Genomic DNA, 16,674 nt, shown 5'->3' with positions numbered 1-16,674 from the left:
AAATGCACAAAAATATATCATATTTTAATTGTGTTAGGAAAGAGGAGTTAGGGCATGTTAGAACAAGTAATTTTTTATACGATATTATTAGGTTTTTTAATAACGGTTCTTCTCTCTCCTATATTTATACCATTTCTGAGAAGACTTAAATTCGGACAAAGCATCCGTGAGGAGGGGCCCCAGTCCCACCAAAAGAAAACCGGCACACCGACAATGGGCGGGATCGTCATCCTGCTTTCGATTACGGCAGCCACGCTGATCATGACATTTAAGTTTTCCGAGCCTTCGGTAAAAACCTGGCTGTTGCTTTTTGTTACTCTTGGGTTTGGGGTATTAGGATTCTTGGATGATTTTATTAAAGTAGTCATGAAACGAAACCTTGGGTTAACATCGCGCCAGAAATTGCTGGGGCAAATCATCATTGCCGTCGTGTTCTATTTTGTATACAGACAGACGGATAACTTTGTGCCGGGCATTTCGATACCGGGTACCGATATATCCCTTAATGTCGGCTGGTTTTATGTGTTCATTATTATCTTCTGGCTTGTTGGTTTTTCGAACGCTGTAAATCTAACGGATGGGTTGGACGGGCTTGTGTCAGGCACAGCCGCCATCGCTTTTGGTGCGTATGCTGTACTTGCCTGGAACCAGTCACATTATGACATTGCCATTTTTTCAGTTGCCGTTGTGGGGGCAGTCCTTGGATTTTTGGTTTTCAATGCGCATCCGGCAAAGGTATTTATGGGGGATACCGGATCCCTTGCGCTTGGCGGTGCCATTGCCACAGTAGCGCTGCTTACGAAGCTTGAACTGCTTCTTGTCATTATCGGCCTCGTATTTGTTATTGAAACCCTTTCGGTGATCCTTCAGGTCGCATCGTTTAAAATGACTGGAAAGAGAATATTCAAAATGAGTCCATTGCATCATCATTATGAACTCGTTGGCTGGTCCGAATGGAGAGTTGTCGTGACATTCTGGTCAGTTGGATTGCTTTGTGCAATACTCGGAATTTATTTAGAGGTGTGGTTATAATTGAAACAGACAAACAATTACTTACGAAAAAAAATATTGGTCCTCGGATTGGCTAAAAGCGGCGTTACTGCCGCTACCCTTTTACATAAGCTTGGAGCGTTCGTAACGGTTAACGACATGAAGCCTCTCTCGGAAAACCCTGAGGCGCAAGGACTCCTTGAACAGGGAATAAAGGTTATTTGCGGAAGCCATCCCATCGAATTGCTTGATGAAGGATTCGAACTGATTGTAAAAAATCCCGGCATCCCTTATCGAAATCCTCTTATCCAGGGTGCGGTCGCTAAGGGCATCCCGGTTATTACTGAAGTGGAGCTTGCTTATCAGATTAGCGAGGCTCCTTTTGTAGGAATTACTGGAACAAACGGAAAGACAACGACGACTACGTTGATTTTTGAAATGCTGAAAGAGGGAGGTAAACTTCCGTTAATAGCAGGGAATATCGGAACGGTCGCTTCCGGAGTGGCTGAACAGGCCCGCCCGGAAAATACGATTGTCATTGAGCTTTCCTCTTTCCAGCTGATGGGTGTAGAGGCGTTTAAGCCGGAAATAGCCGTAATGACCAATTTATTCGACGCCCATCTTGATTATCACAGTTCTAAGCAGGAATATGCTTCGGCAAAAGCGAATATCACAAGGAACCAGTCCTGGGAAGATTTTTTTGTATATAACGGCGATCAGGAAGACGTAGCAGAAATTGCGAAAGGCTCCAAGGCCCAGCTTGTTCCTTTTTCCACGGTGGAAAAATATCCGGAAGGGGTCTACATAGAAGACAACTATGTTTGTTTCCGTGGTGAAAAAATAGTTTCCACTTCGGAAATTGTACTTCCCGGTAAGCACAATCTGGAAAATATTCTGGCAGCCGTGGCCGTATGCAAACTAAAGCATGTTTCCAATGAAGCGATTAAAAAAGTTTTAAATACTTTCCATGGAGTTGAGCACCGGACACAATATGTAGCTACAGTTCAGAACAGGAGATTCTATAACGATTCTAAGGCCACCAATATTTTGGCGGCGTCCATGGCACTTTCCTCGTTTTCGGAGCCTGTTATCCTTCTCGCGGGAGGGCTTGATAGAGGCAATGAGTTTGATGAGTTGAAGCCGTATTTAAAAAATGTGAAGGCGCTCATAACGTTTGGACAAACGGCAGAAAAACTGGAACGTGTGGCGCGGGAATCAGGAATAACGAATATAAAACGTGTCGATAATGTTGAGAGTGCCGTACCGGTCGCTTACGGATTGTCGGATGAAGGCGATGTCATTCTCCTGTCCCCGGCTTGTGCAAGCTGGGATCAATACAAAAGTTTTGAGGTCAGGGGAGACATGTTTATGGCTGCCGTGCATAAACTGAAGTAAGAGCTTGTTCATCCATACATTCTCGAGCTTTGCATAAAGGAAGAACACCTTCTTCCACCTTCGACACCAAAGAAAAGAAGCGATAAGGCAAATTATCGCTCTTTTTTTTCGTAGATTTGGATGGGTGGGGATTTCTGCCCTTTGCCAATCCAGGCACGAGACCGGCTCTAATATCTTCCTAGAGGTGTATGACTGTGCCATTAAAAAAATCGAACCCCGATCTGATCCTGATTATTGCAACATTGAGCTTGCTTTCCATTGGACTCATTATGGTATACAGTGCAAGTGCTATATGGGCGGATTACAAATTTAATGATTCGTTTTTCTTTGCAAAAAGGCAAATGCTTTTCGCAGGTGTCGGCGTGGCTGCGATGTTTTTCATTATGAATATTGATTATTGGACATGGAGGACATGGGCAAAGACGTTAATTATCATTTGTTTTGTCCTGTTGGTCGCAGTATTGATTCCGGGAATTGGAATGGAGCGAAACGGGTCACGCAGCTGGATCGGCGTAGGTGCTTTTTCGATACAGCCCTCCGAATTTATGAAAATCGCGATGATTATGTTCCTCTCTAAATACCTTTCTGAGCGGCAAAAGCTTATTACTTCTTTTAGGAAGGGATTAATACCATCGCTTTCGCTTGTTTTCCTGGCGTTCGGCATCATTATGCTGCAGCCTGATTTGGGGACGGGCACTGTAATGGTCGGGACGTGCATCGTCATGATTTTTATCTCCGGGGCAAGGATCAGCCATTTTGCGGGCTTGGGTCTTTTGGGAGTCGCAGGCTTTGCAGCTTTGGTCCTGTCGGCGCCATACCGCATTAAGAGGATCACTTCTTTCCTGGATCCATGGCAGGATCCGCAAAACAGCGGGTTTCAAATCATTCAATCATTGTTTGCAATTGGACCAGGCGGACTTTTTGGATTAGGCCTTGGACAAAGCAGGCAGAAATTCTTCTACCTTCCGGAGCCGCAGACCGATTTCATCTTTGCGATTTTATCAGAGGAGCTCGGATTTATTGGGGGTTCGCTTGTCATTCTTTTATTTTCCCTGCTGTTATGGAGGGGGATAAGGATTGCTTTAGGAGCGCCTGATTTATATGGAAGCTTTCTTGCGGTAGGAATCATTGCGATGGTGGCAATTCAGGTTATGATCAACATTGGGGTTGTAACCGGTCTTATGCCTGTTACTGGAATTACCCTCCCGTTTTTAAGTTATGGCGGTTCTTCCTTGACACTCATGCTGATGGCGATAGGCGTTTTATTGAATATAAGTAGATATTCCAGGTTTTGATGGAAAGATAGAACTCCTCTAACGATTTAGAGGAGTTTTTTGGCAAACGGCAGGATTTTATCCTTAGACATAACCCGGGCATATCGAACTGAAAATGGATTGTTTCTGGAAAAACATGCGAGGATACGTGGCTTTGTTCCCGTCCCTAGTTAGCTGGAAATGATAAGTAATAGTTGGCATTAAACCGCTATTTAGACTATAGTATAAGAGGGTAAAGCGATACAGCTTTACTTTTCTCTTTGTTATTCAGATAAATGTTGGGGTGACAAAAACATGAAGATTGTTGTCAGCGGAGGCGGTACAGGAGGCCATATTTATCCGGCTCTTGCTCTTGTCCGTGAAATTAAAAGCAAAGATAAATCCAGTTCTTTTTTATATATCGGTACTGAACGAGGACTTGAAAAGGATATTGTCACCAGAGAAGAGATCCCCTTTAAATCCATACATATAACCGGTTTTAAACGGAAGCTGTCTTTTGACAATGTGAAGACGGTCGCAAGATTCCTTAAAGGCGTCCGTGAAAGCAAAAAAATGCTAAAGGAATTTCAGGCTGATGCAGTCATTGGAACCGGAGGATATGTTTGCGGCCCTGTCGTTTATGCTGCCGCAAAACTCGGTATTCCATGCATTGTACACGAACAAAACAGCGTACCAGGGTTGACGAATAAATTCCTAAGCAGATATGTGGATAAGGTTGCCATTTGTTTCGAAGAGGCAAAGCAGTTCTTTCCGGAAAATAAAACGGTCCTAACAGGGAATCCACGTGCTTCAGAGGTTTTACACCATAAAGGAAAGGAAGGCCTGAGGAAGCTCGGCTTGAACCCGAATGTGCCCACTGTCCTGATTTTTGGCGGAAGCCGGGGAGCCCGGCCAATTAATGAAGCTGTCCTTAAGGTTATGTCTGAGCTGCGTGAAAAGCCTTACCAGGTGTTGTATGTGACTGGGGAGGTCCATTTTGATCAGGTTGCAAGGGAAATTGAAATGATTGGCAATCCGGAAAATGTCGTGATTAAGCCATATTTGAATAATATGCCTGAAATCTTGTCTGGAGTAGATTTGGCAGTTACCCGCGCAGGGGCTACGACGCTTGCGGAATTGACAGTACTTGGGATCCCAAGCATTTTAATTCCGAGTCCGTACGTTACGAATAACCATCAGGAAAAAAATGCCCGTTCTTTAAGTGACCATGGTGCAGCCGAACTTATCCTTGAAAAAGAGCTTACTGGCAGTAAGCTAATTGCGGCCGTAGACTCTGTCATTACCGACGGCAAAAAATTAGAAAACATGAAAACAGCGGCTAAGGCCATCGGCATGCCGGATGCGGCTGATAGGCTTTACCAAATGATAAAGCAACTTTCAAAAAAGAACTGAATGGCACACACCGCATACACTGAATACAACATTAATAGGCAACTATCTTGGGAGGATAATAATGAAAGAGGCAGTTGAAAAACTGAAATCATTACAGGTAGGAAAGGTAATTGAAAATGAACCTCTAGCAGGCCATACCACCATGAAAATAGGGGGACCTGCAGATCTTTTCATTGAACCATCATCGATTGAAAATCTTGCCAAAACCATGGATGTCATCAAAGAATTCGATTTGAAATGGACGGTCATTGGAAGAGGCTCCAATCTCCTTGTTTCGGATATGGGCATCGAAGGGGCCGTGATCAAGCTTGGAAAAGGACTTGATAACCTTGAAATAAACGGATCTGAACTAACTGTGGGCGCTGGCTTTTCCTTGGTAAGCCTTTCTGTCCAAATCAGCAAAAAAGGGCTATCAGGACTTGAGTTTGCAAGCGGAATTCCGGGTTCTGTCGGTGGAGCCGTCTATATGAATGCAGGTGCGCACGGCTCGGACATCTCTAACATCCTAAAAAAGGCTTATGTACTATTTGAGGACGGAAGCCTGGAATGGTTGTCAAATGAGGAAATGGAGTTTTCTTACCGGACTTCCGTGCTCCAAAAAAAGAGGCCGGGGATCGTGGTAGCTGCGGTGTTTAGCTTAGCTCCTGGCAATCGGGAAGAAATTGTGGATAGAATGCAAAGCAACAAGAATTACCGCAAAGACACCCAGCCATATAACCTGCCATGTGCAGGCAGCATTTTTAGAAATCCGCTTCCCGACCATGCTGGAAAACTGGTGGAAACGGCCGGTTTAAAAGGGCATTCAATAGGCGGAGCGAAGATTTCGGAAATGCATGGGAATTTTATTGTTAACGCGGGAGGCGCAAGGGCCGAGGATGTTTTGGCACTCATACAGCATGTGAAGGATACTGTTTCCGATAAATTTGGCGTCAAAATGGAAACGGAAGTTGAAATAATTGGACGGAAATCATAAATAACCGCACTTTCACATCCAAATACTGTGGTATAATAATAACCTGGTATAGCTTGACTGCAAGTCAAAGCGGCTCTGTATTTTGCCCTGGTCATTACAATGGCAAACAGCAGGTTATAAAAGATCTATCCACTTTTTTCTCGTGGAAAGAGGTGAACTCGAGGATGGAGAAAGGGAAAGTGGTTTCCATTGAAGATCGCATCCCCAAGCTAAAACAATTGAGAAAAAGGAAAGCAAACAGGCGGTTGGTTATCTTGCTTTCCATATTCTTCGTGCTGATTGCTTCCGTTATGTATTTTCTCTCTCCACTTAGCCATATCCGTTCAATCACTGTACAAGGCAACCGGTATCTTTCACAAGAGGAAGTAGTCCGGCTTAGCGGATTGACAAGCGATACGAGCATCTGGAAAATGAATAAAAAGCAAAGCATAGAAAAGATAAAATCAAATCCTGAAATTGAAACTGTGGAAATCAGGGCCAAAATCCCGAATTCCGTCATCATAAAAGTCAATGAAAGAAACCGAATGGCCTACCTGGCAAAAGAGGGACGGTTCCTGCCCATTCTGGAAAACGGGGAAATTTTAGCGCCGATTCCAAAAGGGAACATTCCGGTTTATGCACCTGTTCTTGTCGGTTTCGGGGAAGGCATAAGGTTAAAACAGCTGCTTTCGGAGCTTGAAAAGCTTCCTCAGGAGATATTGAATTCAATTTCCGAGATTCATGAAGATTCAACAAAAACGGACATCTACCATATTACGATGTACATGAACGACGGCTTTGAGGTGAGTGCGACAAGCCGGACCCTATCAGAGAAACTAGTACATTATCCATCGATCATCAGCCAATTAGACCCAAATGTAAAAGGTGTCATCGACCTTGAAGTTGGTTCTTATTTTAAAGCGTTTGACCAGTCAGCTCCTAAGGAACAACAGGACAGCAAAACAGAAGCAAGGAACGATTAATGCGGGGCTTTCTAGGTATTTAGCATGGTAGCTTCAATATTGTCCGTGCTGCAACTTTAGCTTTTCTTAGGCGTACATCTTGGTGTAGACTTGTACTTAGCCGAAGTTTGCCATTTGTAGCAGGCCGTTTCTTTTGACATGCCTGCTGCAATAAGGTTTATGTTGTTATCCCATGCCCGATTAAACAGGTAGGATCCCAGAAAAATTAACGCTTTTTAAAGGGAAACTACGGATGATGAACGAATAGTAAAAGGATAAAAGCTCCATTTTTTACTGATTACGATTAACATTTTCCTTTTTGGAAAAAGCATTACAAATCGCATGCGGGTTCATGCATTTCCAGTAGTAATTTGTATGCGTGTATACTATTCTATATAATATGAGATTTATTCAAAATATAAATTTGTTGTTCGAAAATAATAGGTTTCTATATTAAAAGGAGGTGCCATGGAATGAGCAGCAATGAAATATACGTAAGTCTTGACATCGGTACATCCAGTGTAAAAGTAATCATTGGGGAAATGGTCAATGACACACTAAACATCATTGGCGTAGGAAATGTAAAATCCGAAGGGTTGAAAAAGGGTTCGATCATCGGAATAGATGAAACGGTCCATTCCATCCAAAGGGCAGTAGAACAGGCTGAAAGAATGGTTGGAATTGATATTAAAAAAGTAGTTGTAGGCATAAGCGGTAGCCACGTGATGCTGCAGCCATGCCATGGTGTAGTCGCCGTGTCAAGCGAGAACAAGGAGATAACGGAACACGATGTACAGCGGGTAAGGGAAGCTGCGGAATTAATTACGATTCCTTCAGACAGGGAGATTATCGATATCTTGCCGATCCATTATAAAGTGGATGAATTGGACGAGATTAGCGACCCCAGGGGCATGATTGGCGTCCGGCTCGAAATGAGGGGCATTTTGATTACCGGTCTTCGGACATTATTACATAATACCCTACGCTGTGTGGAAAGGGCAGGCCTTGAGATTACTGACATAGCATTGCAGCCTTTGGCAGCAGGTTCCCTTGTTCTTTCAAAGGATGAAAAAGAACTGGGAGTGGCTCTTGTTGACATTGGCGGTGGATCTACCACTCTTGCGATTTTCGAGGAAGGGCACTTGAAATATACGACCGTCATCCCGATTGGCGGTGATACAATCACGAAGGACTTGTCGATTGTTCTGCGGACGACAATGGAAGATGCAGAAAAGATAAAACTTAAGCATGGACAAGCCTTTTATGATGATGCCCGTGAAGATGATGTGTTCAATATCCCGATCATCGGCAGCGACCAGCAGCAGCCCTGCAATCAGTTAGTGATTGCGGAAATCATCGAGGCCCGCATGACGGAAATCTTTGAAATAATCCTGGATGAGCTTGCAAGGTTGGGCTACCAAGACGTACCAAGCGGCTTTGTGCTTACCGGTGGAGTTGTAAAGATGCCTGGCGTGCTTGAGCTTTCACAATATGTACTCCAAAATCGCGTGCGGACTGCCGAGCCTAATTATATCGGAGTACGCGAACCGCAATATACAACTGCAGTAGGGCTGATTAAGCATGCCTGTAAAAAGGGCCGTATGAATAAAAACATTGCGGAAGCTGCTGCACCAAATGCTTCACTTGAAAAAAATGAATCGAGAAACGTAAAGCCTGCTCCTCAGCCAAAGGAACGTCCTGAAAAAAAACAGACCGAAAAAGGCGAGTCTAAATTCAAGAAGATCATCGGCTATTTTTTTGAGTGAGCATGCACTGCCAGGAATTCGTTAATTTAGGAGGATTGTAATGTTAGAGTTTGATTCTAATTTAGATCAATTAGCTACAATAAAAGTCATTGGCGTAGGCGGCGGTGGAAACAATGCCGTAAATCGCATGATTGAGCATGGCGTCCAGGGTGTTGAATTCATTTCGGTTAATACCGATGCCCAGGCCCTTAATCTATCAAAAGCTGAAATAAAAATGCAGATAGGCGGCAAGCTAACTCGCGGGCTCGGAGCTGGAGCCAATCCGGAAGTAGGAAAAAAGGCCGCGGAAGAAAGCAAGGAACAAATCGAGGAAGCGCTTCGCGGCGCAGATATGGTCTTCGTTACTGCCGGAATGGGCGGCGGTACGGGAACTGGTGCGGCGCCAGTTATCGCACAAATTGCGAAGGATTTAGGAGCGTTGACAGTGGGCGTTGTAACCCGCCCCTTCACATTTGAAGGACGCAAGCGTGCTACCCAGGCACAGGGGGGCATTTCTTCCATGAAGGAAGCCGTTGATACGTTGATCGTCATTCCTAATGACCGCCTTCTTGAAATAGTGGACAAAAGCACGCCGATGCTTGAAGCATTCCGTGAAGCGGATAATGTTCTTCGCCAGGGTGTACAGGGGATTTCAGATTTGATCGCTGTACCTGGATTAATCAATCTTGACTTTGCCGACGTGAAAACGATTATGTCCAACAAAGGATCTGCTTTAATGGGCATTGGTATTTCCTCAGGTGAAAACCGTGCAGCAGAAGCGGCGAAAAAAGCCATATCAAGCCCGCTCTTGGAAACATCCATTGATGGAGCACAAGGCGTACTGATGAATATTACAGGAGGCACGAACCTTAGCCTCTTTGAGGTCCAAGAAGCAGCTGATATTGTAGCGACTGCCTCTGACCAGGATGTAAACATGATTTTTGGATCTGTTATCAATGAAAACCTAAAGGATGAAATTGTCGTAACTGTGATTGCTACCGGCTTTAATGAAACAGAAATTCAGCCGCGGCAAACAAGCCGTCCGTCATTCGGCCAGTCAAGACCGCAGCCGCAGGCACAACCGGTAAAACGGGAAGCAAAGCGCGAAGATATCAACAATGAGCCTGTCAGGGGCAGCAGTAATGCAGGAAGCCAGGCTGATGACGCCCTAGACATTCCGGCATTCTTACGCAACCGGAACAGACGTCGATAAACCTCCAATAATGAAAGCTGTCCTTCATGGGCAGTTTTTTTTCATAAGCGAAAATATTAACTTTCCTTTTCTGTATAAAGCTCAGCACTGATTAGGGGTTCTAGCCTCCTGTCCGTCCTAAACTAATCTACGTTGCTTTTAGGTGCATATACACCATCTTTAAAATTATATTCCTTTCCATTTTTTTCACTGACAAATTTATCATCAATGAATAAGCAGTCATAACCAATATCCCGCCTGAATATAACTTTTCCTATAAAGATATTTCTACAAAATACGAACAATTCACTAAAAAACTCTCAGGTTTCCTGTACAAAAAGTGACACACTTCAAGGAAGGATGTACGTTATACTTTTGGAAACATAGAAGAATTGACGAGTCTCTAGGAGGGGAGTGCTTGACGTTATATTTAGATGTAATCTGGCTGTTAAATTGGTTATTTGACTGCCTCCTCTTGTATTGGACCGCAATCTTATTGAAGAAAAGGACTAAAGCATGGCGGATTGTTTTGGGTGGGCTGGTGGGCTCCTCCATTATCCTGTTTGCTTTTACTCCATATTCCTTTCTTGCAGACAATGTGATTACGAAACTTCTTATTTCCTTATTTATGGTAGCTGTTGCCTTTGGTTTTATCAGAATGAAAGTGTTTTTAAAAAACCTCGCATCTCTGTATTTGATAACTTTTTTATCTGGAGGCATTTTGCTAGGGCTCCATTATTTATTCCAATTCAATATCCACTCGCTTCATCCAGGGATGGCTGCAGGCATAAACCGGTATGGAGACCCGGTAAGCTGGACATTTGTCATGATCGGATTTCCGCTGGCATGGCAATTCTCGAAAAGAGCCTTTGCTGGTATAGAAATGGCAAAGATTGCTTTTGAGCAACTAGCAAAGGTATCTATCAAAATTGATGATTTTGAATGCAGTTTGGATGGATTGGTTGACAGCGGTAACCAGCTTTATGACCCAATAAGCAGAGCACCTGTAATGATTGTATCGATAGAAGGAATTAACAAGGATTCAATCCCGGAAGATGTACTTGGCTTAATCGGGAATCCAGCTTCTATATTAGAACAGGAATCCTTCCAGTACAGCTGGTCGAATAGAATGCGGATTGTACCTGCAAAAGTAGTCGGAAACGATCATCAGCTACTGACCGCCATTAAGCCTGATTGGATAAGGATTTACCATGACGGCAATATGTTTGAAGTTCACAGCGGACTGATCTCGTTTACGGTACAAAAACTGTCTTCAGAAGGGACATACGCTTGTATTGTCCATCCGAAAATGTTAACTGGCACCATGCGGGAGAGTGCTTCGTGAATAAAGCATTACTAATCTATACTCCGTATTCAGAAAAATAGAAGGGAGAATACTCATGAAAAAATTAGTATTCCGATTCACATATTACTGGTACAAATTGTTGATTAAGTTAGGATTGAAAACGGATGAAGTTTACTATATAGGAGGCAGTGAAGCCCTTCCGCCGCCGCTATCCAAGGATGAAGAAGAGTTGCTGATCGGCAAGCTGCCCAAGGGTGATGAAGCCGCACGTTCGATCTTGATTGAAAGAAATCTCCGGCTCGTCGTTTATATCGCAAGGAAATTTGAAAATACCGGAATCAATATCGAGGATTTAATCAGCATCGGAACAATAGGGTTGATAAAAGCGGTGAATACCTTTAATCCTGAGAAGAAAATCAAGCTTGCTACATATGCATCCAGATGTATTGAAAATGAAATCCTGATGTATCTGCGCCGGAACAACAAAATTCGCTCAGAGGTTTCTTTCGATGAGCCTCTAAACATCGATTGGGATGGAAATGAACTGCTTCTATCCGATGTGCTCGGAACCGAAGAAGACATTATCACAAAGGACCTCGAGGCAAATGTGGACCGGAAGCTCCTTTCAAAGGCTCTCACCCAGTTGACGGACCGTGAAAAGCAAATCATGGAATTAAGATTCGGCCTTACCGGGGGAGAAGAAAAGACACAGAAGGATGTAGCGGATATGCTCGGCATTTCCCAATCCTATATTTCCCGTCTTGAAAAAAGAATTATCAAAAGACTTAGAAAAGAATTTAATAAAATGGTATAAGAAAAACCCAAGAATATAATAATTACTTCACTTTTCAGAAAAAACTTTTTTTGGATTGAAAAACTAAATCAAATCAGCACATGAACCGACTTGCTGCGGTGGACTAAAATTATGGCGCCGTGCGAGGTGCATATTTGTTCCTTCCCGGGGAGATACTGTCTTTTGTACAGCAGCTCCTGTGAGGAGGGAATATTTTGTCTCGAAACAAAGTTGAAATTTGCGGTGTTGATACATCAAAATTACCGGTTTTGAAAAATGACGAAATGAGAAAACTCTTTAAAGAAATGCAGGAAGGCGATATCTCAGCAAGAGAAAAGCTGGTAAACGGGAATTTAAGGCTTGTGTTAAGCGTAATCCAGCGCTTTAATAACCGGGGCGAATATGTGGATGACCTGTTTCAGGTTGGCTGCATTGGCTTAATGAAATCCATCGATAATTTTGATTTAGGCCAAAATGTAAAATTTTCTACATATGCTGTACCGATGATTATTGGCGAAATAAGAAGATATTTGCGTGACAATAACCCGATAAGAGTTTCCCGGTCTTTACGGGATATTGCCTATAAGGCATTGCAGGTTAAGGAAAGACTTATGAGTCAGACTTCAAGAGAACCGACCGCGGAAGAAATTGCAAAAGTATTGGATGTTTCACATGAAGAAATTGTTTTTGCTCTGGATGCCATTCAGGATCCAGTCTCATTGTTTGAGCCGATCTATAATGATGGCGGCGACCCGATTTATGTTTTAGACCAATTAAGTGATGAGAAAAATCGCGACAGCCAATGGATCGATGAAATTGCCCTCAATGAAGGTATGAGAAGGTTGAATGAACGGGAAAAGATGATCCTGCGGAAAAGATTCTTCCAGGGAAAAACACAAATGGAAGTGGCAGAAGAAATCGGCATTTCCCAAGCTCAAGTATCACGGCTCGAAAAAGCGGCAATCCGACAAATGAATAAAAATATCCAACATTAAAGCTGTTACCTAAAATGAGAATTGCGGGGTTCGGGCATATTCTGCCTAAGCCCCGGTTCCATTATAGGGATGGCTTTTTTTTATAAATCAGTACGCCTCCACCCCGCCTTAGCTAATATTCCTCATGGTTGTAAAGACATTATCATATATATAGTAAGAAAAAACAGCGGGGGATGATCGATGGTGAAAATCTCAGAGTTTCAAGTAAAGGATATCGTGAATATTGCGGATGGAAAAAAACTAGGCAACTTATCGGATTTGGATATAAATATTACAACAGGAGTAATTGAAGCGATAATTGTTTCAGGCAGCGGAAAGCTGATGGGATTGTTTGGGCGGGAGGAGGATATCATTATCCCTTGGCGAAAAATCAAGAAAATAGGAGCTGATGTAATTCTGGTTGACTATAACAACATCTAACCAAAACTAGTACTTGCATGTTGATTTACCTAAAAATGACCGGATGAATGTGGTACACTATAAAAAAATAATCAGAGGTTTTTAAAATGAAAGAAACATTTATCTTAAAGAAAGAGCAATATTATGAAATAGAAAACTGGCAATCAGCCTGGCCTGGTCTGATTGCCGGATTTACCACAAAAAATGGAGGATGCTCCAGCGGTGAATTTACTCGATTAAATACCGGTTTCCATGTCGGTGATATCCCAGCAGATGTGGTGAAGAATCGTAAGATCATTGCCGATGGACTTCATTTCCCGCTTGAGACGTGGGTCGGTGCAGAACAAACACATGAAACGAATATTATTAAAGCAGGGCAGGAAGAAAAAGGAAGAGGTTCAGGCGATTATCCATCCGCTATAAAAGCAACTGACGGAATGTACACAAATGAAAAGGGTATATTGCTTACATTGTGTTTCGCTGACTGTGTTCCATTGTATTTTATTGCCCCGAAAAAGGGATACATTGGGGCAGCTCATGCAGGTTGGAAAGGGACAGTTAATGGCATAGCGCAGAAAATGATCGAAAAATGGAACGCTGAAGGTATTTCGTCCACTGAGATTTATGCCGTGATTGGCCCGTCCATTTGCGGTGATTGTTATGTTGTGGACGACAAAGTTGTCAGTTTAGTAAAAAATATGCTGGAAGAAAATGACGAAAAGCCATATACTTTAATAAGTAAGGGCCAATATCAATTAAACTTGAGAGCCCTGAACGCGGCTGTTTTGGAAAAAGCCGGCGTGCCCAAAAGCCAGATTGAAGTGACAGGTTTATGTACAAGCTGCAACAGCAGCCAGTTCTTCTCCCACCGGAAAGATCAAGGGAAGACGGGACGAATGATGAGCTTCATCGGCTGGAAGGAGGACTAACATCAGTGAAAGTAGCAGATAATTTAGCAAATATTGAAGATAAAATCCAGCAAGCCTGTGAAAAGAGCGGCAGAAGCCGTCAAGAAATCACGATTATTGCCGTCACCAAGTATGTATCTGTCGGACGGGCCACTGAAGCAGTGGAGGCTGGCATCAAAAATCTGGGGGAAAACCGGGATGATGGGCTTTTGGCCAAATATGCCGAATTGAATGGCCGCGCCGACTTTCACTTCATTGGTAGCCTGCAAACGAGAAAAGTAAAAAACATCATAGATAAAGTGGAATATATCCATTCGCTCGACCGAATTTCACTAGCTGAAGAAATTCAAAAGAAGGCGGACAAACCTGTGAAATGCTTTGTCCAGGTCAATGTTTCCGGGGAGGACTCTAAGCACGGTATTGACCCTTCCACGGCTATCGAATTTGTCAGGGACCTGGAAAAATTCGATAAGATCATTGTTGCCGGCTTGATGACAATGGCGCCATTCACCCAGGATGAGGCGGTCCTAAGGGAATGCTTTAATAAACTAAAACAGCTTCGATCCGAAATTCAGAATGAAGCCCTTGAATATGCGCCGTGCACGGAGTTGTCGATGGGCATGTCCAATGATTTCCCGATTGCCATCGAAGAGGGAGCAACCATGGTCCGTATAGGAACTGCATTGGTCGGCGAAGATTCATAAGGAGGTACCTTTTATGTCAATCGTATCCAAATTTAAATCATTTTTTGCACTTGACGATGAATATGAATACAGGGAAGAAACAGTCCAGCAAGAGGTACAGGAACCAAAAACGGTTAAGCCCGCTTTCAAGCAGTCCGGTTCTTCGGGACCAAACCAGAACGTTGTAAGTCTTCATAGCATACAAAAATCCTCAAAAGTGGTATTATTGGAGCCAAGAGCATATGCGGAGGCACAGGATGTGGCAGACCATCTGAAGAATCACCGTGCAGTTGTCGTTAACCTTCAGCGAATCCAGCATGACCAGGCAAAAAGAATCGTGGACTTCCTTAGCGGGACCGTGTATGCAATAAGTGGAGATATTCAAAAAATAGGAACGGACATTTTCCTGTGCACCCCGGATAATGTGGATGTATCCGGAACCATTAGTGGTTTTGCCCTTGAAGATGAGTATGACAATACGAGGTGGTAAAATTTAATGCTTTTGTTATTTGACATTCTATCGACCGCGATTAGGATTTATTCCTATGCCTTAATCGTGTACATATTGATGTCATGGTTTCCGAGTGCAAGGGAGACATCAATTGGACGTTTTTTAGCTAGGATATGTGAACCATATTTAGAGCCTTTTAGGCGATTCATTCCATCGATTGCCATGATCGATTTCTCGCCTATCGTGGCACTGCTTGTCTTGCAATTTGCCGGAAACGGCCTATTCCAGCTATTTAGATGGCTTGCATAGACGCGTCTTGCGTGACCAACCAAACTTAAAGACCAAGTGACAAGGGGCTTCTACACATCTTGTATGCCCCCTCGGGCAACCTGTCTTTTAGAGGTTGGTCCTTTCTGCTTCATGGAACATAGTTGTAAAAGGAGTACAACGTATATGAGTATTTATCAGCACTTCAGGCCGGAAGAAAAGGAATTCATCGATCAGGCCCTGAATTGGATCGGACAAGCAAGAAACCAATATGCTCCTAAACTGACGGATTTTCTTGATCCCCGTGCTCAGCAGATCTTACGGACATTGCTCGGAAATGATGAGGAGATATCGATATACATGTTCGGCGTCAGTATGGATGCTGAACGAAAACGAGCAATTCTCTGCCCTGCCTATTTCATTCCCCAAAAAGAAGATTTTCAGGTTTCTTTATTCGAGCTGATCTACCCGAAAAAGTTTGTCTCGATCGACCACCGCCAAGTGCTTGGTACGTTAATGTCACTAGGCCTCAAGAGGGAGAAGTTTGGAGATATCATCATTTCTGGTGACAGCATTCAATTTGTGGCGGCCACGGAAATCGAGGATTATTTAGTTGCAAATCTAGAGAAAATTGGTAAAGCCTCCATCAGCCTTAAAAAAAGGAACCTGGGTGAAATTATAGAGACTGATGAACAATGGGATGAACAAACCATTACTGTAAGCTCCACGAGGATTGACGCCATGATTTCGTCCGTGACCAACATCTCCCGACAAAAGGCCCAAGCCTTGATTGCCTCAGGGAAGGTGAAATTGAATTTCAAGCAAACAGACAGTTCATCAGATGAATGCTTGGAAGGCGATATTCTTTCGGTCCGCGGTTTTGGCCGCTGTAAAATCCTGTCGATAGACGGCAAAACGAAAAAAGATAAATGGAAAGTTACCGTGGGCAGAATGAAATCATGAGGCATGT

Annotated in this window: 17 protein-coding genes; all 17 read left to right on the top strand. The window is 43.3% G+C overall.

The window, feature by feature from the left end; translation table 11 throughout:
- The first annotated feature begins 54 nt into the window (after positions 1 to 54).
- The 17 genes from mraY to CUU64_RS08610 all read left to right on the top strand — a co-directional run bounded on the left by mraY (position 55) and on the right by CUU64_RS08610 (position 16,667).
- Positions 55 to 1,032 carry a phospho-N-acetylmuramoyl-pentapeptide-transferase gene (gene mraY / locus CUU64_RS08690; protein ID WP_101633167.1) on the top strand — a complete coding sequence of 326 codons (978 nt, stop codon included), beginning with the start codon at positions 55 to 57 and terminating at the stop codon, positions 1,030 to 1,032.
- The gene (gene murD, locus CUU64_RS08685; protein ID WP_101633166.1) at positions 1,033 to 2,385 is read left to right on the top strand and encodes a UDP-N-acetylmuramoyl-L-alanine--D-glutamate ligase; all 1,353 of its coding nucleotides are present in this window, start codon (positions 1,033 to 1,035) and stop codon (positions 2,383 to 2,385) included.
- A 194-nt stretch (positions 2,386 to 2,579) separates the two neighbouring features.
- The gene (gene spoVE, locus CUU64_RS08680) at positions 2,580 to 3,680 is read left to right on the top strand and encodes a stage V sporulation protein E (RefSeq protein WP_101633165.1); all 1,101 of its coding nucleotides are present in this window, start codon (positions 2,580 to 2,582) and stop codon (positions 3,678 to 3,680) included.
- 273 nt (positions 3,681 to 3,953) lie between these two features.
- Positions 3,954 to 5,051 carry an undecaprenyldiphospho-muramoylpentapeptide beta-N-acetylglucosaminyltransferase gene (gene murG / locus CUU64_RS08675; RefSeq protein ID WP_101633164.1) on the top strand — a complete coding sequence of 366 codons (1,098 nt, stop codon included), beginning with the start codon at positions 3,954 to 3,956 and terminating at the stop codon, positions 5,049 to 5,051.
- Positions 5,052 to 5,112: 61 nt separating this feature from the next.
- Complete coding sequence (gene murB, locus CUU64_RS08670; protein WP_101633163.1) at positions 5,113 to 6,024, top strand: UDP-N-acetylmuramate dehydrogenase; 912 nt, start codon at positions 5,113 to 5,115, stop codon at positions 6,022 to 6,024.
- A gap of 164 nt (positions 6,025 to 6,188) precedes the next feature.
- Entirely contained in the window at positions 6,189 to 6,986 is a 798-nt protein-coding gene (locus tag CUU64_RS08665; protein ID WP_101633162.1) for a cell division protein FtsQ/DivIB, read from the top strand.
- A 452-nt stretch (positions 6,987 to 7,438) separates the two neighbouring features.
- Positions 7,439 to 8,731, top strand: coding sequence for a cell division protein FtsA (ftsA, locus tag CUU64_RS08660; protein WP_101633161.1), 1,293 nt, complete (start codon positions 7,439 to 7,441; stop codon positions 8,729 to 8,731).
- A 40-nt stretch (positions 8,732 to 8,771) separates the two neighbouring features.
- On the top strand, positions 8,772 to 9,923 hold the full coding sequence (gene ftsZ / locus CUU64_RS08655; protein WP_101633160.1) for a cell division protein FtsZ: 1,152 nt from the start codon (positions 8,772 to 8,774) through the stop codon (positions 9,921 to 9,923).
- A gap of 397 nt (positions 9,924 to 10,320) precedes the next feature.
- Complete coding sequence (gene spoIIGA / locus CUU64_RS08650; RefSeq protein ID WP_180954517.1) at positions 10,321 to 11,247, top strand: sigma-E processing peptidase SpoIIGA; 927 nt, start codon at positions 10,321 to 10,323, stop codon at positions 11,245 to 11,247.
- A gap of 55 nt (positions 11,248 to 11,302) precedes the next feature.
- Entirely contained in the window at positions 11,303 to 12,022 is a 720-nt protein-coding gene (gene sigE, locus CUU64_RS08645; protein ID WP_101633158.1) for an RNA polymerase sporulation sigma factor SigE, read from the top strand.
- Positions 12,023 to 12,216: 194 nt separating this feature from the next.
- Positions 12,217 to 12,996: an RNA polymerase sporulation sigma factor SigG gene (gene sigG / locus CUU64_RS08640; protein ID WP_101633157.1), complete on the top strand. Its 780-nt coding sequence runs from the start codon at positions 12,217 to 12,219 to the stop codon at positions 12,994 to 12,996.
- Between the two features lie 180 nt (positions 12,997 to 13,176).
- Positions 13,177 to 13,416, top strand: a complete 240-nt coding sequence (locus CUU64_RS08635; RefSeq protein ID WP_101633156.1) for a YlmC/YmxH family sporulation protein — start codon at positions 13,177 to 13,179, stop codon at positions 13,414 to 13,416.
- 86 nt (positions 13,417 to 13,502) lie between these two features.
- Positions 13,503 to 14,324: a peptidoglycan editing factor PgeF gene (pgeF, locus tag CUU64_RS08630; protein WP_101633155.1), complete on the top strand. Its 822-nt coding sequence runs from the start codon at positions 13,503 to 13,505 to the stop codon at positions 14,322 to 14,324.
- Positions 14,325 to 14,329: 5 nt separating this feature from the next.
- Entirely contained in the window at positions 14,330 to 15,007 is a 678-nt protein-coding gene (locus CUU64_RS08625; protein WP_101633154.1) for a YggS family pyridoxal phosphate-dependent enzyme, read from the top strand.
- 13 nt (positions 15,008 to 15,020) lie between these two features.
- Positions 15,021 to 15,476, top strand: a complete 456-nt coding sequence (locus tag CUU64_RS08620) for a cell division protein SepF (protein ID WP_101633153.1) — start codon at positions 15,021 to 15,023, stop codon at positions 15,474 to 15,476.
- 6 nt (positions 15,477 to 15,482) lie between these two features.
- Positions 15,483 to 15,746: a YggT family protein gene (locus CUU64_RS08615; RefSeq protein WP_101633152.1), complete on the top strand. Its 264-nt coding sequence runs from the start codon at positions 15,483 to 15,485 to the stop codon at positions 15,744 to 15,746.
- 144 nt (positions 15,747 to 15,890) lie between these two features.
- Complete coding sequence (locus CUU64_RS08610) at positions 15,891 to 16,667, top strand: YlmH family RNA-binding protein (protein ID WP_101633151.1); 777 nt, start codon at positions 15,891 to 15,893, stop codon at positions 16,665 to 16,667.
- Positions 16,668 to 16,674 lie beyond the last annotated feature (7 nt).

The sequence above is a fragment of the Bacillus sp. V5-8f genome (genome assembly GCF_002863565.1).
In the GTDB taxonomy this organism is placed as follows: domain Bacteria; phylum Bacillota; class Bacilli; order Bacillales; family DSM-1321; genus Peribacillus.
The sequence above is the reverse complement of the archived record's forward strand: the minus strand, read 5'-3'. Positions and strand labels throughout refer to the sequence as shown.